This is a genomic window from Bacillus sp. EB600, assembly GCF_024494385.1.
In the GTDB taxonomy this organism is placed as follows: Bacteria; Bacillota; Bacilli; order Bacillales; family Cytobacillaceae; genus JAEVLT01.
On record NZ_JAEVLT010000021.1, the window covers coordinates 16,328 to 42,396 of the forward strand.

Annotated in this window: 24 protein-coding genes and 5 pseudogenes; 20 read left to right on the forward strand and 9 right to left on the reverse strand. The window is 34.7% G+C overall.

Going from position 1 to position 26,069, the window contains the following annotated elements; translation table 11 throughout:
- Positions 1–766 precede the first annotated feature (766 nt).
- Positions 767–1,557, reverse strand: a pseudogene (locus tag JN080_RS18645) (RNA-guided endonuclease InsQ/TnpB family protein).
- An 11-nt stretch (positions 1,558–1,568) separates the two neighbouring features.
- On the opposite strand from JN080_RS18645, the gene JN080_RS18650 reads away from it, so the two are divergent.
- The 7 genes and pseudogenes from JN080_RS18650 to JN080_RS18680 all read left to right on the forward strand — a co-directional run bounded on the left by JN080_RS18650 (position 1,569) and on the right by JN080_RS18680 (position 10,806).
- Complete coding sequence (locus tag JN080_RS18650) at positions 1,569–1,829, forward strand: DUF1775 domain-containing protein (RefSeq protein WP_256237491.1); 261 nt, start codon at positions 1,569–1,571, stop codon at positions 1,827–1,829.
- A gap of 1,381 nt (positions 1,830–3,210) precedes the next feature.
- Positions 3,211–4,839 (forward strand): trimethylamine N-oxide permease, encoded by a 1,629-nt coding sequence (locus JN080_RS18655; protein ID WP_256237492.1) that lies wholly within the window; start codon positions 3,211–3,213, stop codon positions 4,837–4,839.
- Positions 4,840–5,290: 451 nt separating this feature from the next.
- Positions 5,291–6,628 carry a glucose-6-phosphate isomerase gene (locus JN080_RS18660; RefSeq protein ID WP_256237493.1) on the forward strand — a complete coding sequence of 446 codons (1,338 nt, stop codon included), beginning with the start codon at positions 5,291–5,293 and terminating at the stop codon, positions 6,626–6,628.
- A 61-nt stretch (positions 6,629–6,689) separates the two neighbouring features.
- Positions 6,690–7,031, forward strand: a pseudogene (locus JN080_RS18665) (NAD(P)-binding domain-containing protein); the annotation flags it as partial.
- Between the two features lie 108 nt (positions 7,032–7,139).
- Entirely contained in the window at positions 7,140–8,555 is a 1,416-nt protein-coding gene (gene gndA / locus JN080_RS18670; protein WP_256237494.1) for an NADP-dependent phosphogluconate dehydrogenase, read from the forward strand.
- A 317-nt stretch (positions 8,556–8,872) separates the two neighbouring features.
- Positions 8,873–10,207 (forward strand): glutamyl-tRNA reductase, encoded by a 1,335-nt coding sequence (gene hemA, locus JN080_RS18675; RefSeq protein ID WP_256237495.1) that lies wholly within the window; start codon positions 8,873–8,875, stop codon positions 10,205–10,207.
- Positions 10,208–10,383: 176 nt separating this feature from the next.
- Positions 10,384–10,806, forward strand: a complete 423-nt coding sequence (locus JN080_RS18680) for a Fur family transcriptional regulator (RefSeq protein WP_256237496.1) — start codon at positions 10,384–10,386, stop codon at positions 10,804–10,806.
- 969 nt (positions 10,807–11,775) lie between these two features.
- Here the strand turns inward: JN080_RS18680 and JN080_RS18685 are convergent.
- Positions 11,776–12,066 (reverse strand): aspartyl-phosphate phosphatase Spo0E family protein, encoded by a 291-nt coding sequence (locus JN080_RS18685; RefSeq protein ID WP_256237497.1) that lies wholly within the window; start codon positions 12,064–12,066, stop codon positions 11,776–11,778.
- A 266-nt stretch (positions 12,067–12,332) separates the two neighbouring features.
- Positions 12,333–13,223: a class II fructose-1,6-bisphosphate aldolase gene (fba, locus tag JN080_RS18690; RefSeq protein ID WP_256237498.1), complete on the reverse strand. Its 891-nt coding sequence runs from the start codon at positions 13,221–13,223 to the stop codon at positions 12,333–12,335.
- Positions 13,224–13,733: 510 nt separating this feature from the next.
- Here fba and hxlR point away from each other — a divergent pair.
- From hxlR to JN080_RS18730, 8 genes are all read left to right on the forward strand, one after another.
- Complete coding sequence (hxlR, locus tag JN080_RS18695; RefSeq protein WP_256237499.1) at positions 13,734–14,072, forward strand: transcriptional activator HxlR; 339 nt, start codon at positions 13,734–13,736, stop codon at positions 14,070–14,072.
- A gap of 458 nt (positions 14,073–14,530) precedes the next feature.
- A complete protein-coding gene (locus JN080_RS18700; protein WP_256237500.1) occupies positions 14,531–15,415 on the forward strand; it encodes a carbon-nitrogen hydrolase family protein in 885 nt (294 codons plus the stop codon).
- A gap of 11 nt (positions 15,416–15,426) precedes the next feature.
- Positions 15,427–16,089 carry a GNAT family N-acetyltransferase gene (locus JN080_RS18705; protein ID WP_256237501.1) on the forward strand — a complete coding sequence of 221 codons (663 nt, stop codon included), beginning with the start codon at positions 15,427–15,429 and terminating at the stop codon, positions 16,087–16,089.
- Between the two features lie 28 nt (positions 16,090–16,117).
- Positions 16,118–16,789 (forward strand): GNAT family N-acetyltransferase, encoded by a 672-nt coding sequence (locus tag JN080_RS18710; protein WP_256237502.1) that lies wholly within the window; start codon positions 16,118–16,120, stop codon positions 16,787–16,789.
- A gap of 425 nt (positions 16,790–17,214) precedes the next feature.
- The gene (locus JN080_RS18715) at positions 17,215–17,448 is read left to right on the forward strand and encodes a hypothetical protein (protein WP_256237503.1); all 234 of its coding nucleotides are present in this window, start codon (positions 17,215–17,217) and stop codon (positions 17,446–17,448) included.
- Between the two features lie 138 nt (positions 17,449–17,586).
- Positions 17,587–18,108, forward strand: a complete 522-nt coding sequence (locus JN080_RS18720; protein WP_256237545.1) for a DDE-type integrase/transposase/recombinase — start codon at positions 17,587–17,589, stop codon at positions 18,106–18,108.
- Positions 18,109–18,185: 77 nt separating this feature from the next.
- Complete coding sequence (locus JN080_RS18725; RefSeq protein WP_256237504.1) at positions 18,186–19,013, forward strand: HAD family hydrolase; 828 nt, start codon at positions 18,186–18,188, stop codon at positions 19,011–19,013.
- A gap of 93 nt (positions 19,014–19,106) precedes the next feature.
- Positions 19,107–19,241 (forward strand): hypothetical protein, encoded by a 135-nt coding sequence (locus JN080_RS18730; RefSeq protein WP_256237505.1) that lies wholly within the window; start codon positions 19,107–19,109, stop codon positions 19,239–19,241.
- On the opposite strand, the gene JN080_RS18735 is transcribed toward JN080_RS18730, so the two are convergent.
- Both JN080_RS18735 and JN080_RS18740 read right to left on the reverse strand, forming a co-directional pair.
- Positions 19,238–19,399 (reverse strand): transposase, encoded by a 162-nt coding sequence (locus tag JN080_RS18735; RefSeq protein ID WP_256237506.1) that lies wholly within the window; start codon positions 19,397–19,399, stop codon positions 19,238–19,240. The genes JN080_RS18730 and JN080_RS18735 overlap by 4 nt on opposite strands.
- A 6-nt stretch (positions 19,400–19,405) precedes the next feature.
- Positions 19,406–19,504 (reverse strand): annotated as a pseudogene (locus tag JN080_RS18740) (hypothetical protein); the annotation flags it as partial.
- A gap of 315 nt (positions 19,505–19,819) precedes the next feature.
- Here JN080_RS18740 and JN080_RS18745 point away from each other — a divergent pair.
- Together JN080_RS18745 and JN080_RS18750 are read left to right on the forward strand one after the other, a co-directional pair.
- Entirely contained in the window at positions 19,820–20,050 is a 231-nt protein-coding gene (locus JN080_RS18745) for a hypothetical protein (protein ID WP_256237507.1), read from the forward strand.
- 112 nt (positions 20,051–20,162) lie between these two features.
- A complete protein-coding gene (locus tag JN080_RS18750) occupies positions 20,163–20,435 on the forward strand; it encodes an HU family DNA-binding protein (protein ID WP_256237508.1) in 273 nt (90 codons plus the stop codon).
- A gap of 116 nt (positions 20,436–20,551) precedes the next feature.
- Here JN080_RS18750 and JN080_RS29920 read toward each other — a convergent pair whose 3' ends face one another.
- Together JN080_RS29920 and yppF are read right to left on the reverse strand one after the other, a co-directional pair.
- On the reverse strand, positions 20,552–20,629 hold the full coding sequence (locus JN080_RS29920; protein ID WP_375141702.1) for a hypothetical protein: 78 nt from the start codon (positions 20,627–20,629) through the stop codon (positions 20,552–20,554).
- Between the two features lie 397 nt (positions 20,630–21,026).
- Positions 21,027–21,248 carry a YppF family protein gene (gene yppF / locus JN080_RS18755; RefSeq protein ID WP_256237509.1) on the reverse strand — a complete coding sequence of 74 codons (222 nt, stop codon included), beginning with the start codon at positions 21,246–21,248 and terminating at the stop codon, positions 21,027–21,029.
- Between the two features lie 232 nt (positions 21,249–21,480).
- Here yppF and JN080_RS18760 point away from each other — a divergent pair, with 232 nt between their 5' ends.
- The 3 genes and pseudogenes from JN080_RS18760 to JN080_RS30165 form a co-directional block, all read left to right on the forward strand.
- The gene (locus JN080_RS18760; RefSeq protein ID WP_256237510.1) at positions 21,481–21,735 is read left to right on the forward strand and encodes a hypothetical protein; all 255 of its coding nucleotides are present in this window, start codon (positions 21,481–21,483) and stop codon (positions 21,733–21,735) included.
- 412 nt (positions 21,736–22,147) lie between these two features.
- Positions 22,148–23,158, forward strand: coding sequence for a hypothetical protein (locus JN080_RS18765; RefSeq protein ID WP_256237511.1), 1,011 nt, complete (start codon positions 22,148–22,150; stop codon positions 23,156–23,158).
- 59 nt (positions 23,159–23,217) lie between these two features.
- A pseudogene (locus tag JN080_RS30165) lies at positions 23,218–23,368 on the forward strand (group II intron reverse transcriptase/maturase); the annotation flags it as partial.
- 184 nt (positions 23,369–23,552) lie between these two features.
- Here JN080_RS30165 and JN080_RS18770 read toward each other — a convergent pair.
- Together JN080_RS18770 and JN080_RS18775 are read right to left on the reverse strand one after the other, a co-directional pair.
- A pseudogene (locus tag JN080_RS18770) lies at positions 23,553–24,883 on the reverse strand (IS3 family transposase).
- A gap of 105 nt (positions 24,884–24,988) precedes the next feature.
- Entirely contained in the window at positions 24,989–25,771 is a 783-nt protein-coding gene (locus tag JN080_RS18775) for a restriction endonuclease (RefSeq protein WP_256237512.1), read from the reverse strand.
- Between the last annotated feature and the right edge of the window lie 298 nt (positions 25,772–26,069).

Genomic DNA, 26,069 nt, shown 5'->3' on the forward strand with positions numbered 1-26,069 from the left:
AGGTCTCACTGCCTCCTTGTAGGACATATTTCCAGGGTTCAATAAAAATGATCGTATTGTAGTTGTGGTACAACAAGCTGATGGAGGTATGGGTGCAAGTGCTCTGCTATTGTAAGCGTTAACACGATTTTACGATTGCCATCGTCAGCTGCTGGGTGATGATCCTGGTAAACTGTGAATCTATTCGGAGTTCTTCATCTTTAATGTAGGACAAAGCAACATGAATTATTCTTGTATGGATGTTTGGTCACCACACAAGGCAGTTTTAGTCGAGGACATTACACTTGTATTTGCAACGTGTTCTGAAGAGAGACGATTAGAGTGCCGACACTGTATTTTCAGAGTTTTAGCATATTCTCTCCTACTGGACGTGTTAATTAGGCAGACGTTACAATCGTGAGTTGCATTCAGCTGCAGCAGATAATGTCCTGGACTTGCTGGATAGATCGGAGGAGTTGTCAGTAGAATGAGTGCGCATTTGAAAAGCAACCGATAGCTCGATACTACAAGAAGTCTCTGTCACACGACCGATAAAGATGCATGCGGCCCTTACGTATCTACTTTTTAATTGTAGTTACATGGCTAGTCTAGAGAATAATCAAATCTATATCACTACTAGTGTGAGATCAAATGGTGAATGACCCCTCCTTAACACCCTTTCGGGTTGTTTTGAAGAAGGGGCTTCCTGATTCATCAACCGTAGCATAGTGGGGGTTTCCCAATATGTCTTACACAATTTCCCTTGCCCTACAGTAGTGATTGATATTCAGTTTGCCACAAGCAATTTTTCTAATACCTTTTGTAGGATGTTTAATGCAGCGTTATAGTCCCGATCAATCACAGTCCCGCATTTTGTGCAAATATGAGTGCGAATAGAAAGAGACTTCTTTACTCGATTGTTACAACAAGAGCAATCTTGAGAAGTGAATTTTGGTTCCACCTTGATAAGCATACCACCATTTCTTTCACATTTATAAGCAAGCATGTTTCGGAACATACCCCAACCAGCGTCGGAAATAGATTTAGATAATTTCCTGTTTCTGACCATGTTTGGATATTTAGATTTTCTACAGCAATAACCGAATAATCTTCCGTTAAGTTGAAGCTTAATTTGTGAAGAAAGTCTTTTCGTTGATTCGCAACTTTTTCATGGAATTTCCGAACTCGCTGTACTTGTTTGGTGTAGTTTGCAGAACCCTTTTTCTTTTTTGAAAGTTTATGTTGCGCCTTTTTTAGTTGTTTTTCCTTTTTTCGAAGAAATCTGGGGTTATCATACTGTGAACCATTCGAAAGGACTGCATATTTATTGAGTCCAACATCTATTCCTATTGCGTTATTTGTATCAATAGAGGCTGGTAACGCTTGTCTTTCGACAGAGAAAATAGCGTACCATCTTTTACCTTGACGCTTAATGATCAGTTGTTTGATTATTCCATCTAAAGGTCTATGAAGGAGAAGATCAATTTCCCCCAGCCTTTTATTGAATAACTTACCGCTATCAGAAAAGGACATGGCCATTCGATTGCCTTTTTCATTCACACCAAATTGAGGAAACATCGATTACATTCTTGGCAACAGGTGAAGGAATTTTACCTGGTCAATTCCAACAATTTGTATTTACCGCCAAAAATCCTGATCGTGCGACAAAGGCTGATTGGGATGCTTATCAATATTATAAAGATGGAAGTGTAGTGGAGTGGACAGGTGATGAAGGATCAAAATCTCCTCATTCAATTACAGATATTGTAAAGGGAACAAGCACCGATTATCATACCAATATGGAACATATCCGAAAAAAGCCACACTCAAGTAACAGGAGAAGTAAATGAATCATCTAAATCTTTTCCTCTTATTTTATCAGTAGTCGCTATTCTCTTATCTTTAATTGTATTTATTTTAGGGATGCGTAAAAAATAAACGACTCATATTAAAAGCAGAAGACCAAAATGATCTTCTGCTTTTAATATTGTGTTCCCGGCATGGGTACAGTCTCTATGGTGCAAGTCCTGAACAGTAAAGGCAGTAGTAACTGTAGCTTAAGCTTAGTATTTGATATGCGGGTGACCCCCTTTTCTGATGGAAGTCAGCGACAAACTTCCTCCCTGGGGAACTCGTACCTTAAAGGAAGCTAATCGACATTTGATAAGCATGCAACACAAGATGGAGCTCTAACTGACGGGGTGTCAAATAGTTTGTAATTTAGGGACATGGAAGGAATGTTGTTACTTTTACCACGGGAAATTTGTTGAGTTCTTTCTTTTGGGGTCATGATTACGATTTATCCTTTTCCAAGTATGTTATTTTCTGTATATGCTAATCATCATAAACACATTAGAGTAAAAACAAGCATTGTGCGTTATTGTATTGTGATCGGAATGCCGATTCTATATTTTTTAGATTGAATACATTTGTTTATTTTCTGCCATTCCGATTGGGTTTGTTATACGTTAATAAATCTGCTGAGCAATCATATAGCAAGAATTATTTCATCTAAAGATATTCCATTAATCAACTCTAAATTCATACACATTTAATGAAGGAATGATCTTGTACTCTTTTAAAGGTTATGCGGGAAGGTAACAACATTTAGCTGTTGCAATATACAGCAATTAATCGAGCTTCTTTAAGATATCCTTAAGCAGGATTAAAAAATCAAAATATTGTAGATTCCCGATAATTGGGAAAATAGAGTAGGTATCTACTGATTTTTATGTAAATATAGAACTATCCTACAATATAAAGTTCAGTACTTTTTTTCACCTCGAGATCTAGATAGAATATTAGAAAATGAAAGCGTTTAAAGAAGATGTAGGAAAAAATTATTGGAGGGAAGAAAATGAATGAGTAAACAGTAGCAAAACCAGAATTCAATTATTTAAGTCAAAAGCCAGGTGTACAATTAATTAAAGCAGGCACCTATAAAAAAGAATTAAATAGAGTGTTGGAGATCCCAGCGGTTAAAGTCAAAGTATTGACGTGCCGATTACTTTAAAAGAAAATGCATTATCATTGGGTTACTTTCTCCATACAGCTTGGAGAATAATTTGAATTCACGCATACCATCTTAGAAGTAAAGATTGTTGTAAATGGAACAGTTGTGGTACTTGGTAATTAAGTGAAAAAATATGTAGCTGAAGCGGGCGATGTTTACTTTTTACCCCCGAAGTAACAGTAGTTTTTGATTCTCAAAAAATAGGAGGTTAATTATTTATGAGTATAAATGCGCCTGGAAATAAGGATGCTACTGCCTTACAAATTCCTAATCCACAAATTGAAAGTCCATCGGGTTCTGCGGCTGAGTTGAAAAGAGAAATGACTTGGAAAGATGCATTTTGGTTCTCAAGCGGTGTACCAGCCTTAGTATTATTTTCAATTGGATCTATCGGAGCCACTGTTGGGAATGTCTCATGGGTAGTTTGGACAATATCCATTTTTATGGGTTTTCTCCAGTCCTTTACTTATGCTGAAATTGCAGGACTATTTCCTAATAAGTCTGGTGGGGCATCTGTTTATGGTGCAATGGCATGGATAAAATATTCAAAACTCATTGCGCCATTATCTGTATGGAGCAATTGGCTGGCTTGGTCTCCGACATTGGCTCTTGGAACATCGCTAGCTTCAGGATACGTATTAAATAGTTTTTTCCCTCATTCAGCCTTTACAAATTGGCAACTTACACTTCTAAATTTGGGTTTCATTAAGCATGACCTATCATTAAGAATTAATGCAACCTTCTTGCTAAGTGCAGTATTACTTTTGATGATATTTGCTATTCAACATCGAGGCGCCCTTGCTGCTGCCCGTCTACAAAAAGTGCTAGCAATTTTCGCACTTCTACCTTTAGTTTTAGTAGGACTCGTACCGTTATTTACCCATGGTATTTCCTTAAAGAACTTATTCCCTCTTCATCCATTATCAGGTACTTGGGATATGGCAGGATGGACAATAATGATGGGAGGGATGTTTTTAGCAGCATGGTCGTCTTATGCTTTTGAAACTGCCATTTGTTATACTAGTGAATTTAAAGATCCTAAGAAAGACACATATAAATCTATATTTACTTCAGGATTACTGTGTATAGCAATGTTTATTCTTGTTCCACTTTCGTTCCAAAATGCTATTGGATTAAAAGGGTTACTAGATCCTGGTCTCGTTAGCGGGTCAGGAGTCGGTAGCATTATGGCTAAAATGGTAGGCGGCGGCTTCGTAATATATGCTTTTATTGTAGTAATGTTAATCTTTTCCTTGGTGTTAGCTATTATGACATCAATGGCAGGTTCCTCTCGTACATTATATCAGGCTTCTGTGGATGGGTGGCTTCCAAAATATCTATCACATGTTAACCATCATGGGGCACCTACGAGAGCAATGTGGACGGATTTAATATTTAATCTAGTATTACTTACGATGTCAGATTACACGTTTGTCCTTGCTCTATCAAATGTAAATTATATGATATTTAATTTTCTTAATCTAAATGCCGGTTGGATTCACCGCGTAGATCGTCCAAATTGGATTCGACCTTTTAAAGTACCAAATGTGCTATTAGTAACAAATGTAGTCTTATCCTTTGTTAATATTATTTTCCTTGGAATGGGTGCTGATATTTGGGGAGCTGGTACTCTTTGGGCGGGTCTAATAAGTGCCTCGTTTATTATTCCTGTGTTTCTCTACAGACATTACGTAACTGACAAGGGGAAGTTTCCTGGACGTATGCTGGATGATATGGATATGATGTATAGCACTCAACGAAAGAGGGCTGGTATTTGGCCATATGTAGCAATAGCTGCAGCGATTACAATTATTGTGTTTGTCCACAGTATTGCTGTCTATAATTAATCAACGTTTATCTGTAAATGTGTATGATTAGTTTATATAATGGACATTTATCTTGCATACACAATGTTTATCAGTCAAAATAAATATTTATAAACTAAAAATTAAATACAGAGAAGTTTCTAAAATATACCTTTCTTATACGAGAAGAAACCAACATAATTAACTCCTAAAAAAGTTGCTCTAAGAATTATTTGTTTTGAGATTTCAGAATTATCAATAAAATAGGAAGAGAACGTAGTGATGAGATTACAACATCATAACCTCTTCATATAACCTCCATTTTGCTGCGGATAGCCCTTACGAATGTTCGCTTGCTTCTAATACTAGATGAAGTCTATCATTTTCTATACTTACGAAAAATGAAAATGGATGTGATTCTGTAGAAAAAACTAGAAAGTCAAAGGCATAAAATATATTAAACATATTTAATTTGAAAAGGGGAAAGTATCGTATGTCTATCTCTTTTGATTACTCAAACGCTCTGACATTTATGAAAAAAAGTGAAGTGAATCAACTTAAGGAATTTATTCAGATAGCACATAACTGGCTCCATGAAAAAAAAGGTCCTGGATCAGATTATCTTGGGTGGGTGGATTGGCCATTGAGCTTTGATAAAGACGAATTCTCACGGATCAAACAGGTTGCTGAGAGAATCCAAAGTCATTCAGAAGCTTTAGTTGTGATCGGCATCGGTGGATCTTATTTAGGAGCAAGAGCCACCATTGAGGCATTATCCCATAGCTTTCATAACCAAATGAGCCAGACCACACAGGTCTATTTCGCCGGACAGAATATAAGTTCTACTTATGTTACTCATTTACTGGAGCTTTTAGAGGGAAAGGATATCTCTATTAATGTTATCTCTAAATCAGGGACAACCACTGAACCTGCCATCGCTTTTCGTATTTTTCGCAATTATATGGAGGATAAGTATGGAAAAGAGGAAGCAAGGAGACGTATTTTTATCACCACTGATGAAACGAAGGGATCGTTAAAAAAACTTGCTGACAAAGAAGGCTACGAAACATTTGTGATTCCGGATAACATAGGCGGTCGATATTCGGTACTGACATCAGTGGCTCTCCTGCCTATTGCCACTGCAGGTCTAAACATTGACCAGATGATGTTGGGAGCGGTGGATGCCTTCTATAAATACAATAATCCGGATGTATTAACCAACGAGTGTTATCAATACTCCGCGGTACGAAATATCCTTTATGCAAAAGGGATGGGTATAGAATTACTTGTTAACTATGAACCCTCTTTACGTTATGTATCTGAATGGTGGAAGCAACTGTTTGGTGAAAGTGAAGGGAAGAACAAAGAAGGCCTGTTTCCTGCTTCAATGGACTTCACGACGGATCTGCATTCTATGGGTCAATATGTGCAGGAAGGCAAACGCAACTTAATAGAGACTGTGCTACAAATTAACAAACCCAAAGTCGAGCTAACGTTTGAGGAAGATCCGGAAAATATCGATGGATTGAATTTCTTGGCCGGTAAGACGATGCACGAAGTCAACAAAAAGGCCTTTGAGGGAACCTTGTTGGCGCATATGGATGGAGGGGTTCCAAACCTGTTAGTGGAAATAGATGAAATTAACGAATATAACTTTGGAGAAATGGTATATTTTTTTCAAAAATCTTGCGCTATGAGCGCATATCTTCTAGGAGTAAATCCTTTTAATCAGCCGGGGGTCGAGGCATACAAGAAGAATATGTTTGCCTTACTTGGCAAGCCAGGATTTGAAAAAGAAAAGATAGAACTTGAGCAACTTCTGCACAAGTAAATTGTAATGAATGACAATTTTCAAACTAATTTCTAAAATGACGAAGGGATGAATGATAATCATGGCAAAACAACAAATTGGTGTAATTGGTTTAGCATCTTTGGGAAAAGATCTCGCATTAAATATAGAGTGTCGCGGTTATACTGTATCCGTTTATAGTCATTCCACTAACAAAACTAAAGAATTTATTAACAACGAAGCGAAGGGGAAAAGTGTTGTGGGAACGTTCAGTATTAGAGAGTTTGTCCATTCATTAAAAGAGCCTCGTAATATTTTGGTAATGGTAAAAAAGGGAAAACCAACAAATTTAATAATTAATTCGCTAAAGCCGTTTCTTCAAAAAGGTGACATAGTCATCGATGGAGGACTTACATTTTTTCAGGATGCTTTCCCCTTAAATAAATAGTAACGAGTCTTATGAAATTGACTTAAGAAAAGGTGATTTGAAAAAAATTCCATATCCGTATTTTTATAAAAGTATTTTTAAATTGAAAAGAAAGAGGAGATTTTTATGGTAAAGCAACAAATTGGTGTAATCGGTTTAGCAGTAATGGGGAAAAATCTCACATTAAATATAGAAAGTCGCGGTTATTCGGTTTCTGTTTTTAACCGTTCCTCCGATAAAACTGAGGATTTTTTAAACAAAGAAGCAGTAGGAAGAAGGATTGTTGGTACATACAGTATCAAAGAATTTGTTAATTCATTAGAAAGTCCTCGAAAAATATTATTAATGGTTAAAGCAGGAACACCAACAGATGCAACAATTGACTCGTTGAAACCTTACCTTGATAAAGGGGACATTCTTATCGATGGTGGAAATACATTTTTCCAAGATACCATAAGACGCAATAAACAATTAAACGAGATGGGTATCCATCTTATAGGTACTGGTATTTCCGGTGGGGAAGAAGGGGCATTAAAAGGTCCTTCTATTATGCCGGGTGGTCAGAAAGAGGCATACACAATGGTACAGCCAATTTTAGAAGCAATTTCAGCGAAAGTTGAAGGTGATTCCTGTTGTACATTTATCGGTCCTAACGGGGCCGGCCATTATGTAAAGATGGTGCATAACGGCATCGAATACGGTGATATGCAACTAATATCAGAAGCTTATTATATTTTGAAAAGTATACTTGGTTTAAGTGCGTACGAACTTCATGAGGTCTTTCAAGAATGGAACAAAGGCGAATTAGATAGTTACTTAATACAGATTACAGCAGATATCTTAACAAAGATAGATCAACAAACAGGTAAACCACTTGTGGACGTGATTTTAGATACAGCGGGTCAAAAGGGAACGGGTAAATGGACGAGCCAAAGTGCCCTAGATTTAGGTGTTCCACTTCCAATAATTACAGAATCCGTTTTTGCCCGTTTTATTTCTGCAATGAAAGAAGAGCGAGTCAAGGCGAGTAAGATTTTACAAGGACCTAACAACAATAAGTTCGAAGGTAATAAAGAAGGGTTAATTGAAGCAGTTCGTAAAGCTCTTTATATGAGTAAAATTTGTTCATATGCACAAGGCTTTGCACAAATGCGTTCTGCATCTGAAGAGTATAACTGGAACCTTCGTTATGGCGATATTGCGATGATTTTCCGTGGAGGTTGTATTATTCGTGCACAATTCTTACAAAAAATTAAGGAAGCCTATGATCGAGATCCGAACCTACCTAATTTATTATTAGATTCTTATTTTAAAGAAATCGTGGGTAGTTATCAATATGCATTACGTCAAGTACTCACTGTAGCAATAGAAAGGGGTATTGCAGTACCGGTATTTTCAAGCTCATTGGCTTACTATGACAGCTACCGTACAGAAACTTTACCTGCAAACTTATTGCAGGCACAACGAGATTATTTTGGTGCACACACATATCAACGTGTGGATATGGAGGGTGTTTTCCATACTGAATGGTTTCAAAAGTAATGACACCCAACTTGCTGACTCAAATTGACACTGGAGTCTAAGACGAATAAACACGCTGTTATACCAGAAGGCAAGTAAACTAGCTAGGTGGTATCGAGAACAATTAAATGGACCTCTAGAATCAGTATGATCTCGCCAATTTTAATAAAAATGATTTTTTAGGAGAGTCATCAATATATATGGGTCGATGACTCTCCCCATTATTAAGGATTTGTAAACCAAAATTCCATTTGTGACGGATTATGATTTTCATCGATTGACGTCCAATACCAAATAAAACTGAGTTTATCTATTTAGAGAATATTGGAGTGATAAATATGAACATCATAGTAACTGGATTAAACTATAAAACAGCCTCTGTTCAAATCCGGGAGCGTTTTGCTTTCAATAAAAAAATGCTATTGAGAGCTATTCAAACGTTGCAATCTCGAAATGGTATACAAGAGTGTGTAATAGTTGGTACATGTAACCGTACAGAAATTTATAGTGTTGTTGATCAAATAAATACCGGAAGGAATAGTATAATAGCCTTTCTAGCTAAGTGGTTTAATACGGAAGAATCTGAACTTGAAAATATAATATATGTTAAAGAAAACGATGAAGCAATTCGTCATCTTTTTCGTGTGACATGTGGGCTTGATTCATTGGTTATAGGTGAGACACAAATATTAGGTCAGGTAAAAGATGCTTTCATCCAAAGTCTACAATTAAAAGCAACTGATAAAATATTTAATAGATTATTTAAGCAGTCAATTACATTGGCAAAATATGTTCATACCAATACCGAAATAGGTCAACAGCCCGTGTCTGTAAGTTATGCAGCTGTTGAACTAGGAAAGAAAATATTGAATAATATTTCTGACAAGACAGTTGTTATACTTGGTGCAGGTAAAATAAGTGAATTAACTGCAAAACACCTTTATTCAAACGGGGTGGAAAAAATCCTTGTAGTGAACCGAACATATGGTCATGCCATGGAATTAGCTGAAAGATTTAACGGAGTGGCTTTAGGTTTAGATCAGATCTCATCAGCGTTGATTGATGCTGACATTGTTATTAGTTCAATAGATACAGCCGGACACATTATTAAAAAGCAACAAATTCAAGCTATTATTGAGGAAAGAAAGCAACCATTATTTATGATTGATATTGCAGTACCTAGAAATATTGATCCGGAAATAGGCTTTATGGATAACGTTTTCTTGTACGATATTGACGATTTGGAAAGTATCGTTAAGGTGAATCTTCAAGATCGTGCTAGAGAAGCACGTAAAATAGAGGTATTTATAAAAAAAGAGGTAGAGACATTTAAGATGTGGTTAGATACTCTTGAGGTAATTCCTTTAATATCTAGAGTACGAAAAAGGTCTATGATGATTCAAGAAGAAGTTGTATTTCAAATAGAAAATAAATTACCTAATTTAACGGAACATGATCTTAAGGTTATTAGAAAATATTCAAAATCAATCGTAAATCAGATCCTTCATGAACCACTCATAAATATGAAACATTTGGTGGTGGATAACTTAAACAAAACTGAAATGTTAGACATTTTCACTCAATTGTTTTCCCTCGAAAATGAAAGGGAAAATCAAAGCCATGAACCATCAGTAACAAACCTGGAAATCACCTTAAATAAAACACCTGTTTAATTACTTGCGAAAATATAATAATAGATTTAACAAAACGAATATTTTTATTATTAGAAATCTGCGGTGTCTATTATCAGTATATTTTCCATAAAATATTTCTGAATTATAAAACTAGTCACTATGAGATGTTCTTTAATACTATAGTGTTCGAAAAAAATATAAATGGGGTACTGAATATGTATCAACAACGTTTTAAGCAAGGATTTGACATATTACAAAAAAAAGGTGTAAGGATGACGTCCCAGCGATTGGCAATTTTGGACTATATATCTAGCTCTGAATCACATCCAACAGTAGATAAAATTTGTAAGGACTTACAGAGTTTATTACCTAGTTTAACGATTGCCACCATCTATAATAATTTAAAGTGTTTTAAGAAATATGGTCTTATAAATGAATTGTACTTTGGGGAAGCAGCTAGTCGCTATGAATGGGTAACTTCCTTTCATTACCATGTTATATGTAACTCGTGTGGAAAAATAACGGATTTTTATTATCCAAAATTAATGGAAGTAGAAGAATTCGCTCAAAGTAAAACAGGATTTAATGTAACTCATCATTTTTTTGAAATAAAAGGATTATGCTCCGAATGCAAATAAAAAAAGGTGCCCGTACTTTTAACGGCTCTTTTGGGGGGGCATTTTCAAAAAAGTCACCCGAAATCGAAACTGTTTTAATAAATAAAAAGCAAAAAAAATCTAACTGGTTCACCTCAGAGTTCCAAACAATCACATTGCATATAAAAACACATGGCTTTTCAAAATGGAGAAATCACCATGTGTTTTTGTTGATATATCAATGTTCTCTCTATATTTCATTATATCTCATAATATATAAATCAAGTCTTTGGTTAATTTCTATGACTCCTTGATTGGAAAAAAACTTTTCAGAAGCACTTTTAAATAATATTAAGTAACTCTACTCTATTGATTCTTTAAGCTCGTTGGGAGCCAATAGATTTAAAAACACGACTTACATCCCTATGGATCTTCCACTCGGATTATTCAAAGTCATTATTCTTTTATTTTGGATATAAACAAATAGGGAAACGTTTGCGATCTCAATAGTTTTTAGTATTTTGTTCTTTCTATTTTTACACTGATGTTTGTCTTCTGTTTTTTGATTTCAATTGTGTGGTCGTCGTACTAATTCGTGGAATTTTTGTGTATTATTCTTTGTTCTCTTGGTTAGTAGTAGATCGGTACAAAGGGACAAGTCTTTACTTTCAAATATTTTAATAATGTTTTTAACATATATATCGTTCTATCTTATGTCATATGTTTTATCTTTATTTTCGTTGACAAAACCATCATCACTATTAAATTAAACATAGAAATTCAGCGTCTTTTCGATTTAATTCCCTGATTTGCACACGAGTTTTTGCTTCTTCTTGACGAGTTTCTTCTATTTTATTTAAATAGCAGTTTCCCTATCTTAACCAACATCTCTTTCGGAAATCTGTCTAGTAAGAATCATCCTTTGAATTGGAATTGGACAGGAAACCACTCGTTCATTCATTATAAATGATTTTTTTGTATGCATTAAACATCGGGATTATTTAGAGTAAATTAATGCAACATTGAACATTTGTTGCTTATTATTTGTCCACTACTTGTAAAAGTTCCCTCCTGAAAGGTCAAATTCTTCATTGTTTTTACAAATTGACGAAAAGGTCCCTCTGTTTTATTTCCCTCCTCAAACAAGATTTGCTGGTATTTATTTAAAAACATATCCAATTCTTGGCTACATCTAACTGTTTTTTCACTTGCATAGCCTCTAACTTCAGCACTTTTAATCATTTCTTTACGTGTAGCGTCAATCTTTGCAAGTAACTCTGACTTTAAAACCTCAATTTTCATCTTTTTTCTCCTCCATATCATATGGGAAATTTGATCAAAGACATGACCATGAAAAATCAAACTGGAAAACGAATAAATTAAATTTTATTTAAATCATTGTTTATCACACCAAAGAATAAGTAAATGACTGACTTATACATTAATTACGAGAAATTATAACAATGACAATCTGAGAAAAGTTTATCTCAGAAAAAAAATTGTTTGTTAACTAATGAATTTTAAAATAATGAAATGTCTACTTTTTTATCAATCGCATTTTACCTATTTTATCTATATAAGATCTCATGCCTTAATTGGGCTCTACCTGATGAACCAAATTCACGCATTTTACCTTTGACTGTATGTTTAATCGCTTCACGAGCATGTGCAAGAAACTTATGAGGAACGTATTCATTTGGTCTCGTTTCTAATATTTCCCTAACAGCTTTAGCAGCAGAAATCTGTCTCTCTGTACAAGTGTTAATTTTTGCTGAACCAAACAAAATTGCTTTTTGAATATCCTTTAATGGAATACTTGATCCATCGTGAAGAACAAGTGGAACACCTGTTAATTCCATTATTTCTTTCATCTGATGAAATCCAAGATTAGGTTTCACATTTGTTGAACCGTGTACAGGACCTAATGCGGGTGCAAAGCAGTCTACTCTTGTTTCGCGAACCAATTGTTCACATTGAGCAGGGATCGCATGCATAGGTTCAACATCTTCAAAGTTTCGATCGTCTTCTTGTCCAACGATACAACCAAGCTCAGCCTCTACAGATATACCAACAGAATGTGCTATTTCTACTACACGTTTTGTTATTTCAATATTTTTTTCTAGTGGATAATGAGATCCATCGATCATAACTGAAGTAAACCCAGCATGGATAGCGTGCACACATTTTTCTAGACTTGAACCACGGTCAAGATGAATGGCAGCTGGTACGGTTATTTTATACTCCTCCATTAACGCTACAACCATTTGGACAGTGGACTTAAACCCCCGCATGTAACGAGCAGCACCTTCAGTAACTCCGAGAATAACGGGGGACTTCTCTTCCTGCGCAGCTTGTAAAACTGCCTGGATAGACTCAAGATTATTGATATTAAACTGTCCAACCGCATACTTATGTTCTTTTCCCTGAATTAACATTTCCTTCATCGAAACTAACGGCATTTCCATTCTCCTTTCTAAAGTGTAGAAGAAAATGTTTACTTTAAACTTTCTTTTCTTTTTAACTCCCTTCAAGATAATCCAACTGACAAATCAGCGACTTGCCCTTAGATTTCTGTAGCAATAGCACAGTTTATATCACCATCAGGAAATAACTCAACCCTAGCTTCCACATGAGCCTAATTGATAAAAACGATTGAGACTACTAACAACACTGGTTTTTAATTCACTAATTAGGGCTCCTCCAGTGTCCCATATACCTATACAAGGCTATACTATCTTTTGTACTTGTTTCCACCTATACAGATCCAATTATAATGCGTATAATATAAAATTATAAGTATGTATTTTAAAAGCATATAGTATCAAAAAGTATACTATTAACCTATTCAACTGTATAATCTTTTATTTATTCAAGTATAATGCGCAAAATATAAACTCGTAAGTATGCACTTTATGATCATATAGTATTAAGAATTATACTGTAAATCTACTTTACATGGAGGGGAAAAAATGAGACACATTATTGATAAGACATTTAACTGTGAAAAAGAATTGTCACTCGCTGTAATTGGAGGGAAATGGAAAATGCTTATTTTATGGCATCTAGGTAAAGAGGGAACCAAACGATTTAACGAACTGAAGTCCCTTATGCCAGGTATTACCCAAAGAATGCTCGTTAATCAACTAAGAGAGCTAGAAGAAGACCTCATTGTCCATCGTGAAGTCTACCCAGTTGTACCACCAAAAGTGGAATATTCACTGACCGAGCATGGGGAAAGTCTGATGCCAATTCTTGAGTCTATGTATCAATGGGGGAAAAATTATATGGAAACGGTTTTAAAAAACTAAAAGAATAACCAAACCCATCTAATAATATAGCCTAAGAATTAACAACAATTCCCCCTTTGTCCCCTTTCTTTCGTTATCATGTTATGAGGATATGAGTGTAACACTACAATAAGCATTCACTGATCAAGTTAGAAAAAACAAAATAAACTAAATGATTGAAAAATAAAAAACCATACCTAACTTGGTCAGAATATCCAATATTTTGCCCTTCCCCTAATTCAACGGGGCTATTTTTTTCCTCTAAATAATATTTGACCATTTTTTCCTTAAACGAGGTTTTATAGATTTCCTTTATATTCCAAATTTATCTTAGTGTATATCTTTAAGGTATACATTTTCTCACTTTATATTAGAAAAGTGTGTTCTTGTTAAAAATCATTATGTGCCTAATAATAACAATTAATACAACATGGATGAGGCGAAATTTTTATAGAGTGAGGATATGAAAGGAGGAGACTATGAAACTAAGAGTTTCAGCAGTACAATACCATCTCCATACAATAAGTTCATTCGAAGAATTTTCCAAACAAGTAGAACATTATATTAAAACAGCTGAAGAATTTAATTCAGATTTTATTTTGTTTCCTGAGTTTTTCACCACACAGCTATTGTCTATTGGCACTAAACAAGGACATCCCTTGACTATTCAAGATCTTCCAGATTTTACAGAACAGTATCAATCTTTATTTAAAAATTTTGCGATTCAGAAAAAGATGCATATTATTGGTGGAACCCATGTCCTTCGTAAAGGAGACCAGTTATTCAACGTTTCTCACTTATTCTATCCAGATGGAAGAGTTGCGGAACAATCAAAGCTTCATCTTACTCCAACTGAAATGAAAGAATGGAACCTGACTCCTGGTGAAAACCTGATAGTATTCAAAACTGATAAAGGTACAATTGCTATGTTGACCTGCTATGATATTGAATTTCCAGAGATAGTTCGGATGGCGAAAGCAAAGGGTGCAGATATAATTTTCTGTCCTTCTTGTACCGACGATCGTCATGGATTCCATCGTGTCCGTTACACCAGTCATGCAAGGACAATAGAAAATCAAATCTATGTAGTAACCACCGGCACAGTAGGTTCCCTTCCTACGATTGACTTTATGCGAGCGAATTTTGGTCAAGCGGCAGTGATTACACCAAACGATATTCACTTTCCCCCACGCGGTATCCTAGTAGAAGGTGAATTGAATCAAGATATGGTTGTAACAGCTGATTTAAATTTGGAACTGTTATACCAAGTTCGTGAAAGTGGTTCTGTCACCACATGGCGGGATCGCCGTACAGATTTATATCCAGATTGGGAACCTAAAAAAAGCTCACTGCTCACATATTAGGGGTGAATATAGTGTATAAAAAAGAGTTTTTTGTTTTCGATCAGAATCGTCCTATCCCGTCTGTAATTCGAAATTATAAAGAAAAGGACTTTTCAGATTTAATCCGCGTTCAACAGGAAAGTTTTCCTCCACCATTTCCTCCAGAATTATGGTGGAATAGGGAACAATTGTATAATCATGTTACTTTATTCCCTGATGGTGCCCTTTGCATAGAAATTGATGGTAAAATTACAGGTTCAATGACTGGAATGTTGGTTGATTTTAATTCCAAACATCCGGAACATACATGGGAAGAAATTACGGACAATGGTTATATTCGGAACCATAAGCCCGATGGTAATACGCTCTATGTCGTGGATATTAGCGTGAGTCCATCCTATCGAAAACTCGGATTAGGAAAATGGCTAATGTTATCGATGTATGAAGTCGTTGTTCAAATAGGACTGGACCAATTGCTAGGCGGAGGAAGAATGCCTGGATATCATAAAAAGGTGAATGAGATGACGCCGGACCAATACTTGAAATCTGTTATAAAAGGTGAAATAAAAGACCCTGTTATCACCTTCCTGCTTCGATGTGGTCGTACCCCCGTTCAGGTAGTTGCAAACTACTTGGAAGATGAAGAATCGTGTAATTTTGGGACACTAATGGAATGGAAAAATCCCTTTTTCTGATTAATATCATAACAAGGAGAGAGTGAAAATGGAATATTATAGAATTACAAGTATACAAGATCCTTTCTTTAAACAATTACATCAATTAATGCAAGCAGTATTCCCTTCAGAAGAAGTGCTAGAATTTGATCTGTGGAAAGAGCCTTTGGAAGACCCTGATATTCGTGTTTTTGTTGCAGTTCAAAATAAGAAAGTATTAGGTGCGACAGAGTACCGTTATTATGAAGACTTTAATATCGCAATGACAGATTTTACGATTATTGGTCAGGCTGGTCTCGGCATCGGTCCATTTTTATCTAATATGAGGCTAAATGATTTGAACCTTTTGGTGGAAAAAAATGGAAATAAGTTATTTGGTATGTTTGCCGAAATCTACGATCCTTACCAAGTAGACCATTATGAATTTGGCAGTGTTAAGCCTATGGATCCATATGTCCGCCGTGAGGTATTGTCTCATCTTGGTTATAAGCGTCTTGATTTTCCTTATGTCCATCCATCCTGGAACAATGATGGGGAATCCGTAACAGGAATTGACCTTTGTTTTCTTCCAGTTAAAGAAAGTATCAATGAATTACAAACGGAGCTTATTGTAAGGTTTTTAAAACGATACTACACAATTTTATCGAATAGACCAAAATCATGGTATACAATGATCGAGAACCTAGAAAGGATCGATACTGTTACACTTTTACCAATTTAGTAGGAAGTTTTTATCCCAAATACGGAAACAAGTAGAAGACTTATGGACATAGTAAAAGTGGAAAAAGTCGTGACATATTATTCTGATAGATACTCAATAAAAGAGAAAATTTAAATGGAATTTTTGTGAAAAATATAGACTAACTATTTTTCATTCTATTTTTGCCTTGATACCTTTATTGACTATTTAACACTTATCATTTTTTTACCTTCTAAGCTCATTCACAGATATACGAAGAAAAAAAGTGAATATCATACTTTATTTTAGGTGTAGCTGTTCTGCCGGATCTTGATTTCAAAGAGTTATCCAAAGAAAACGAAAAACTAAAAACCTATTAGGTGAATAAGACCTTGAAATAGCAATTCTACGGGATTTAATAAAAAAGCAAAACCTTCACTCACTGAAAAACTTGAAGTAGCTGATAAATGGATAAAAAAGGATATTCCATTTTTAAAGTGCTCAAAATTATCGGAATTCCTCGTTCCACCTATTATTATCAAAAGAACTATCGTGTGGAAGAGAAAAAGGTGAGTGAGGGACGTCCATCATCAGGTCATTCCTTCAAAGAGAATGGTCAAAAAGTTTCAGACGAACAAATCAAAGAAGTTTTATTAAAGGAAATTGCAGGCGATGGTGATAACTATGGCTACCGCAAGTAAACAAAAGTACTTCGTCTGAAATACAAACTGATTATTAACAAGAAATAAGTCTATCGTTTACGCAAGGAACTTGGGATCTTACGACCCCAGCGACAAAAGAAAGTCTCCTATTCTAGGAAACTAGCACGGAATCGCATTATTAAAGGATCCAATCACCTTTGGGAAGCTGATATTAAATATGGAAATGTCGAAGGAGAAGATCGCTTTTTCTTTGTGATGTCCATCATCGATGTCTTTGACAGAGGAATCATAGCCTATCACATGGGATTAAGCTGCGATGTAAAACAGACTTTGAAAAGAGCCATACTGAAACGCCAACAATTCGATAAACTGGAAAAATCCGTGATTCGAACAGACAATGGGCCACAGTTTATTTCCCATACCTTCGAAGAGTTTTGTGAAAAATCTAAAATTGAACACGAAAGAATACCACCAAGAAGGTCAAATATGAACACTTATATTGAGTCTTTTCATCGAATTTTTGAAGATGATCGCCTATCCGGATGGCAATTTGAAACCTATGCTGAGGCCTACCGGGAAGTTACCAATTTTATGATCTACTATAACTACAGACGTATGCATTCAATTCTTTTAGACTTATCACCAAAAGAATTCTATCAAAAGCAAGATTCTTTGGTTATAAAGGAGGTTCGGGTTTAGTGGGCTGTATTCATTCTTAGCATAGTCTAGTAAGTCCGAGAAAAATTTCACAGAGACGAAAGGATTGGGATGAAACGATGAAATGTGTTTCAATTGATTTAGATGGTACATTATTGAATTCTCAGCATGAAATATCCGAGGAAAATACGTTAGCCTTAAATGAATTGCAAGATAAAGGTTATGAAATCATATTAAACACAGGTCGAGCTTACGCAGATATAATAAAAATCAAAGCTATACAAAACATGGAGGTTTCTATTTTTTGTTTAAATGGTTCTGTTTTATACTCAAAAACAAGAGAACTATTGTTCGAGACAACGATATCTATTACTTCCTATAAAGAAATATTCTCTACTTTACAAAAATTAGGAGTATGGATTCTCGTATATACTAATTATGGTGGCTTCCCTTCCACTTTGCCTCCATTACATCATAAGAGTAATAAAGAATTATGCACTCTTTTCCATGAATATAATTACGATGAAATATTAAACAAAGAAAATCTTAAAATCTACAAATTAATTGCATTGGTTCAGAATGAGCAACTAGAAAAAATTGAAGAAGTAAAAAGGGAATTAGCTAATAAATTTAATATAGCGATGGCTTCTTCCTTTCCTAATAATGTAGAAATAACTTCAAATGAGGCTCAAAAAGGAAGAGCTCTATTACGCTACCAACATATCATGAATCTATCCTTTGAGGAGATTTATGCTTTCGGAGATGGCGGCAACGATCTCGCCCAATTCGAAGTAGCAACCACTTCTATTGCGATGGGTAATGCCCCTATAAATATTCAACAAAAAGCTGATTTAGTAACAAAGACAAATGATGAAGATGGTTTTTCGTATGCAGTGCGCAACCTATTACAATTAATAAAAACGCAAGAAATCAAACCTGTAATATGATAGTGAATGACCCCTCCTTAACACCCTTTCGGGTTGTTTTGAAGAAGGGGCTTCCCTAATTCATCAACCGTAGCATAGTGGGGGTTTCCCACTATGTCTTACACAATCTCCACAGGCGTAGATTATACCGTTCGGACACAACCTTGCCCTACAGTAGTGATTGATATTCAGTTTGCCACAAGCAATTCTTCTAATGCCTTTTGTAGGATGTTTAATGCAGCGTTTTAGTCCCGATCAATCACCGTCCCGCATTTGGTGCAAATATGAGTGCGAATAGAAAGAGACTTCTTTACTCGATTGTTACAACAAGAGCAATCTTGAGAAGTGAATTTTGGTTCTACCTTGATAAGCATACCACCATATCTTTCACATTTATAAGCAAGCATGTTTCGGATATTTAGATTTTCTACAGCAATAACCGAATAATCTTCCGCTAAGTTGAAGCTTAATTTGTGAAGAAAGTCTTTTCGTTGGTTCGCACCTTTTTCATGGAATTTCCGAACTCACTGTACTTGTTTGATGTAGTTTGCAGACCCCTTTTTATTTTTCAATCTTCACTCTTTGAATACATTGTTTACTGAGGTAAGATATCAAGTATTCAAAGTAACTTTCCATTCAAGTTTTCTTCTTAGAATATTTTAAATACTAATGATTTTCTTAGTATAGATAACCGCACTTTCCTGATGTCTATCCATTTTTAGAACAAGTTATTTTTTAGGACTTAGTAATTTTTGAAAAAGTAAAAAAAGAGGAGTTTTATTCCTCTATGTCAAATTAGAATAGCAAACAGGAGGGGGAAAAGAAGATTGACGCAGAGGGAACTTGGAGTGTTTATGATTCCAGTACATACTAAAGTCCAATTAGAGAATGAGTTAAAGGAAATAAAAAATAAATACGAACAATTGAATCCTAATAAGGAAATCATATTAGATGTTAGACCGAACCTATCTGGCGTGGAATTTAATGAGACTGAGGACATTAATTTTTATGTTACAGTATCATTAAAGCTAAAAGGAAAAGAAAAGACAATTAATTAGGGTACAGGATTTCGTTTCCTTTTAGCTTTTAGCTAATTTTATAAAGGGACAGAAAATGATATGCTGATATCTCTACATAATATCCATTAATAAAAAGACGAGGTGTTTGAATATGAATAAGACAGATTTAGTAAATGCTGTTGCAACACAAGCAGAACTAACAAAGAAAGATGCCACAGCAGCTGTGGATGCATTATTTGAAACGATTTCTAACACACTTGCTAAAGAAGAGAAAATCCAATTAATTGGATTTGGTACGTTTGAAGTCCGTGAACGTTCAGCTCGAAAAGGGCGTAATCCACAAACAGGTGAAGAAATAGATATTGCTGCTTCTAAAGTTCCAGCTTTTAAACCGGGAAAAGAATTAAAAGAAGCTGTTAAATAAGTTGGTATCTATAATGGAGCAAAATTGGAATATTGATTAGGAAAGAATCATTCTACAAAAGCCAATCCTAAAAACTAGGCCCTCTTGAGTATAAGAGGGCTTTATTCTTGATATTCTTATGACAGCTCTCTTTGTATTTTATAAATGGTATTACGAGCAACACCAACTTCACGATGAATATCCATAACACTCATACCTGATTCCTACAAATGTTACTCTTATTGAACACAAATATGATTATTCAGAGGACTTAAAAAAATGAGAAAAGCAAAAGTTGCAGTGTAGGAGGAATACGATGAATATTTATGAGCAGGGAATCAAGTGGATATTGTAGAAGTTCTTATATGCACCACTGAAGAGATACAGTGAAAGTGAATTTTTACAACACGTGTTATTGATATTGTTAAAGAAGGGCTAGAAGTTTTTGTAGTATTTATTTATAAATCCGTATTTAAACGAGAAATTTAGGACATGCTAAAACCCCTTGATAGCCAAGGGGGGCTAAATTTGTCAACTTCCTAGAGTTACGATAACTAGAAATGAATATAATATGGCAGTGAACACAAAATGTGATTTGTTAGAGTGTAGAACTTAATTTACATTTTTCAAAGGCAAAAGGTCTTGTTTTACAAAAAATGAATTTGGCTTTTTTGCTTTAAGTTTGTCTAGTTCAAAAAAAAGTTTTTTATATTCAACAATAGATAATTCTCCATAAATATAACTTTTTTGAATATAATCTAGTAATTCATTGGCATGTAATGGGTTTCGTTCTTTTACTAGTTCAAAACGATGTATTAGGTTTTCTAATAACATAGTAATCACTCATTTCATCGGTTTTTTTGAACAGTGTATGCGTTTACAATTAGTATAACATGTATATCGTTTTAAGTTTATTTTTTTGAAAATTCAAACACGAGGTATTTTTTTACATATTTATGATAGGCATAGTGACAGGGTAGCTTCTCAAATCCGTAAGATAATTCACATAAAATGTAATTAACTATTCAAATCCTTCCTCTTGGCTCCTCTTCTCTATGTTGAAGTTATGGTCTCAAGTGTTCATCTTCAAGTTGCCGGAAACTCAGATTTTCGCACCGTTTGTGGTTTTACACAGGTTCCATCACTCAAAACCTTTGAGCGATTTGATCAAGTTATGATTGAAACGGGATTATGGAAAAAGGCCAGACAACTAATGGTTCAGTTTAATATTGAACATGGAATTATTGAGAAAGAGGAACAATTGGCTGTCGATACGACACATGTCGAAGCTGAGGCTACCCTTCACGCCCCATTTGCATAAGTAAATTTTAGTTGCTCACGTAGCTCTTTATTTTCTTTTTGAGCAGAACGAAGCGATCGTAGGAATAATACAACATTTGTTGTAAGTGACGTATTCTAATTGTCATGATAATTTCACAGATTACTTTAAAAGAATTGAGAAAGGAAAAAGTTAAAGCGTAGGAGGAATATGATGATATTTATAAGCAGGGAATCAAGTGGATATTGTAGAAGTTCTTATACGCACTACTGAAGAGATACAGTGAAAGTGAATTTTTTACTACACGTGTTATTGATATTGTTAAAGAAGTGCTAGAAGTTTTTGTAGTATTTTTTATAAATCCATATTAATAGGGTTATTCAGAGTACAAAAGGGTAATGGAAAACTGGCTTGTAGGATTCAAGGTAATTAAATAATTGAACGGGGGAGGAATATGCTGTCATCGGATGAAATAGAAAGAGAATTTAGACTTGAAGTGAAATCTAAGAAACTAGCAGCTTCGGGGGTCCATCACAAGACAGGGAAGCGTGGATATACGGGAACCATTATTTTTCCTTCTTCATTACTTAGGGGGAAAGAAAAACGTGAATACACAAAACCAGGAAAGGTGCGACAATACAATATGTTTACATCATTAACTGATTACGAAACGTTAATATCTTATTCACCCGAAAGACAAAAGGATATTCTTATTAAATGGAGAGAGCAATTTCCTTCAAAAGAGATTATTGGAGCTTTAGGAATCAATCGTACTTCTTATTATGAACTTCTTTATAAGCATGGAATTTTAGAAAGACCGAGTTCCTCAAAAGAGTATAAGGATGGACTGAAAAGAGATAAGCTCGAAGCAAAGCCTGAAGATATAATGAACTTCCAGGACTTAAAATTGCTGACGAAAGAAAAGCAGCTTCAAATATTGGATGATTACAATGAACGTTTTAATATGCCTACGGTTGCTAAGATTTGGGGGAAAGATGTTAAAAGCGTTTATAGTCTCCGATACACATTGAAAAAGAGCCTGGAAAAGGCAAAGAAAAAGGAAGCAAAAGTGAAAGAAAGTGTTGATGAGCATAAACAAATGGATTTGATTACAGGCATCGAGCCGAAAAAAGAAGAAATTTCGGGAGAAAATGAGACACTGACATCTGCAGAAACAGAGGAAGAATTAACAGATACTCAAAAAGAATTAGAAAAGTTAAAATTAATAGTAGAGCAGCAAGCTCAACTATTACGGAGTTTTATAGAATCTCAGCAAACTGCTGAATATGTAGCTACAGCTGTTGAGCCCGTTCAGGAATCTGTTCCTGCCTTTACTATGAAATTTGAAAAAGAGAATGAAGGGTTTATTCTCCATCAAGATCTCAAACGATTTATAACGGTTTTAGAGAAAAATCCTGATATATTCAAAGTAGAAGTCAAGATTACAAGAATAGAAGAAATTTAAATTTTTTGTTGAGCTAACTGATGCTTAGTTGAATAAAATTTTATAAAGTCGATTCCTAAATCGAAGATATAAAGCGATTATCTGTATCAGAGGTCATATCGACGATACAACGAATGTTTGAACACTACACACCCCAGGCCGTTCGGCGAGACCATTCCTAAGGCAAATGGAAAAACGCGTCCTTTAGGGATTCCGACTATTTGGGATAGATGAACAATTTACGATCTCCCATTATTTCTTAATCTTGACTACAAAATTATGAAGGGAAAGAAATCTCTTCTGAATTTCTGTTAGCTCCGTATATAAAAATGATTAAATAGTAAAATAATTAGCACTTAAAAAAAACTTGAAGATTTTAAAGTGTACCCTTTGTAAAGGACATTTTAAAAAAAGACTATGTTAAATTTAGAAGATGATCTCTGTAAGAACAGGGGTCATCTTTTTTAAATTCCACTGGTATCTTTAGTGATTGTAATACGTCATATATTGTTTTATTTCACGTTTTAATTCATCCAAGGTATTGCAAGATTTTATATATGCCTCATCTTTGAATTGACCAAAAAATGATTCCTGGGGGGCGTTATCCCAACAGTTTCCTCTTCTTGACATTGATTGACGTAATCCAAGTGTTTTTACTGCTTTTTGGAAATCTGGGTGTGTGTATAGTGTACTCCTTGATCTGAATGGATTAAGGCATCTTTTGCTTTCTTAAATTTTCTATTATTCTTTAATTTTAAAAGGGTGTATGTAGCCAAGTCGATGGTTATACGATTTGAAACATTATTTGTCAAGATTTCATTAGTTGAAGCGTCCTTAATTGTTGATAAATAAGCTTTTTGACCTTGTCCATAAAACAAATAGGTGATATCTGTAAGAAGAACTTTTCCAGGTACCTCTAGCTTAAATTCCCGATTCAATAGGTTATGGACAACCCGATGTTCTTGTGTAGCTTTGAACATTCGTCTATATGGATTTGCCTTTCTGATGGGGCAAATAATGCTGCACTTCTTCATGATTCGACGAATACGCTTCAAATTATAGACAACATTAAATTGACCCTCCAAAGTCATTTTGATTTGACGGGCACCTTTCTTACATTTTTAAAGTGGAACGCTTTTAAAATAATCTCCTTCATTTCCTCGTCTTTTATCTCTTTTCGCTTTCTTTGTCCTTGTGACTTCGCTGAAAAATAATGATAATAACCACTTCTTAAAACACCTGCTATTTCACATAAATAGCTCACCATATCTATAAGTTGATACTTTTCAATCACAGAACGAATAAGGACATATTTTTGGCAAGAAGGAAGGACTATTTCTTCATCCCCCTTTCTGCAAAACGGATCTTTTTTAAGAGTTCATTTTCCGCCTTAAGTAGGTTAATCTGGGCTTCTAAGCGAGAGCTTTTCTCCTCTAGGGATCGTTCTCTTTCCCTTGGGCACCCTGAATTTCAAGCTCTAGTGTCTTTTAAACCGATGATTCCATTCTTCTTGTAAGCCGCTTGCCAGCTCTTACTCGCTGCGCTAATCCTTTTCGTCCCCAAAATATTTACATCAAACCCACATTCTTCGAATATATCTCTGTCAAACTTGCCTTTCTCTTTTTCCGTAATAAATATATGCTTAAGTTCATCTGTGTAAGTAATTCCTTTTAAACTAACAGATTTAACGTAATTATTAGCTGATAGTGGTTTAATCTCTTTTACTGTGAAAAGCTTTTTACTCATAATTTTCTCCGCCTCTAAGTTTTTTTCTCTCGTTGTATTTCTTAATTATACAAAAAAGTACCCTATAGGTAGACTTTTTTATGTGTCTACTCTATAGGGTACATTTTATTTTTTATGAGTTCTTTTTTTAATAGGAAATTTATCTTCTAGTAAGTGTGGAGCAAGAAATTCATCCCAAGATAAGTTACTATCATCATTTGTTTTTACCATTCTACTGATTTCTTCCATTAATTTATTTTTATCCCATAATTCCACTTTTAAATCAGCTGCTTTTTTAATAGCTGAAGTTGTAAATTCTGAAGTGCATATTATTATTGATTTACTACATTTACAAAGATGTTGGCCATAAAAAATATCTTGTATGGCGGATACACCTACTGATTTTTTATATTGTCCACATTTGACTGCTGTTTTTGATATATGACTTTTTATCTTTTTTGTAAATACTAAATCTATTCCAACATTCTTATTTTCAGGTGTTTTAATTACATTAAATCCCTGTTTTTGAAAAAGGGCTTTTATATAATTCTCAAACTCCACACCATTTAATTTAAGAATTTCATCTAATTTGGTAGGAGGATTTTTTTTATAATATTGTTGGCGAAGTTCTTCTTTGTATTTCTTTGCTTTTTTCTTTTCGTTATTGGCGTGGCCTTTATATATTGTTGTAAATTCGTAAAGATTCGGTTTATCAAGTGAAAATAAATTTCTTATCCACATCAAATTGGATTCTTTTAGTCGTTTGTTAAATTTTTTCATTTCCTTTTCAAATTCTTGGTCTACCCAACAAGAAAAACAATAGCTACTGATATAAGTTTTATTCTCAATTGTCAAAAGAGCCTCTATTTTGGTTTCTTTATGCCTGGAACATTTCTTTGTTGAACCCATTGTAGCACCCTCTTTGTTGAACCCATTTAACCTATTTATTCTTGACTACTCTCTAAATTCCCTGCAATGTCTTAATACCCGCAAGCATAACGATCTAGCATTATTTTTAGTTACTGTCTTTTTTTATTTTCCTATTTAAAAATTGTCATTTCCATTTAAGGTATTTTTGCATAACGCCCAGAAAAGGTTTAATAACCTATATCCCTAGACCCACTTGAGTTCAAAGCAAGCCTGTCAAAAGGTATGCTTTTTGACAGTACCACAACCTTTCATTAATGTTGTTTAAAAACGTCAGTCA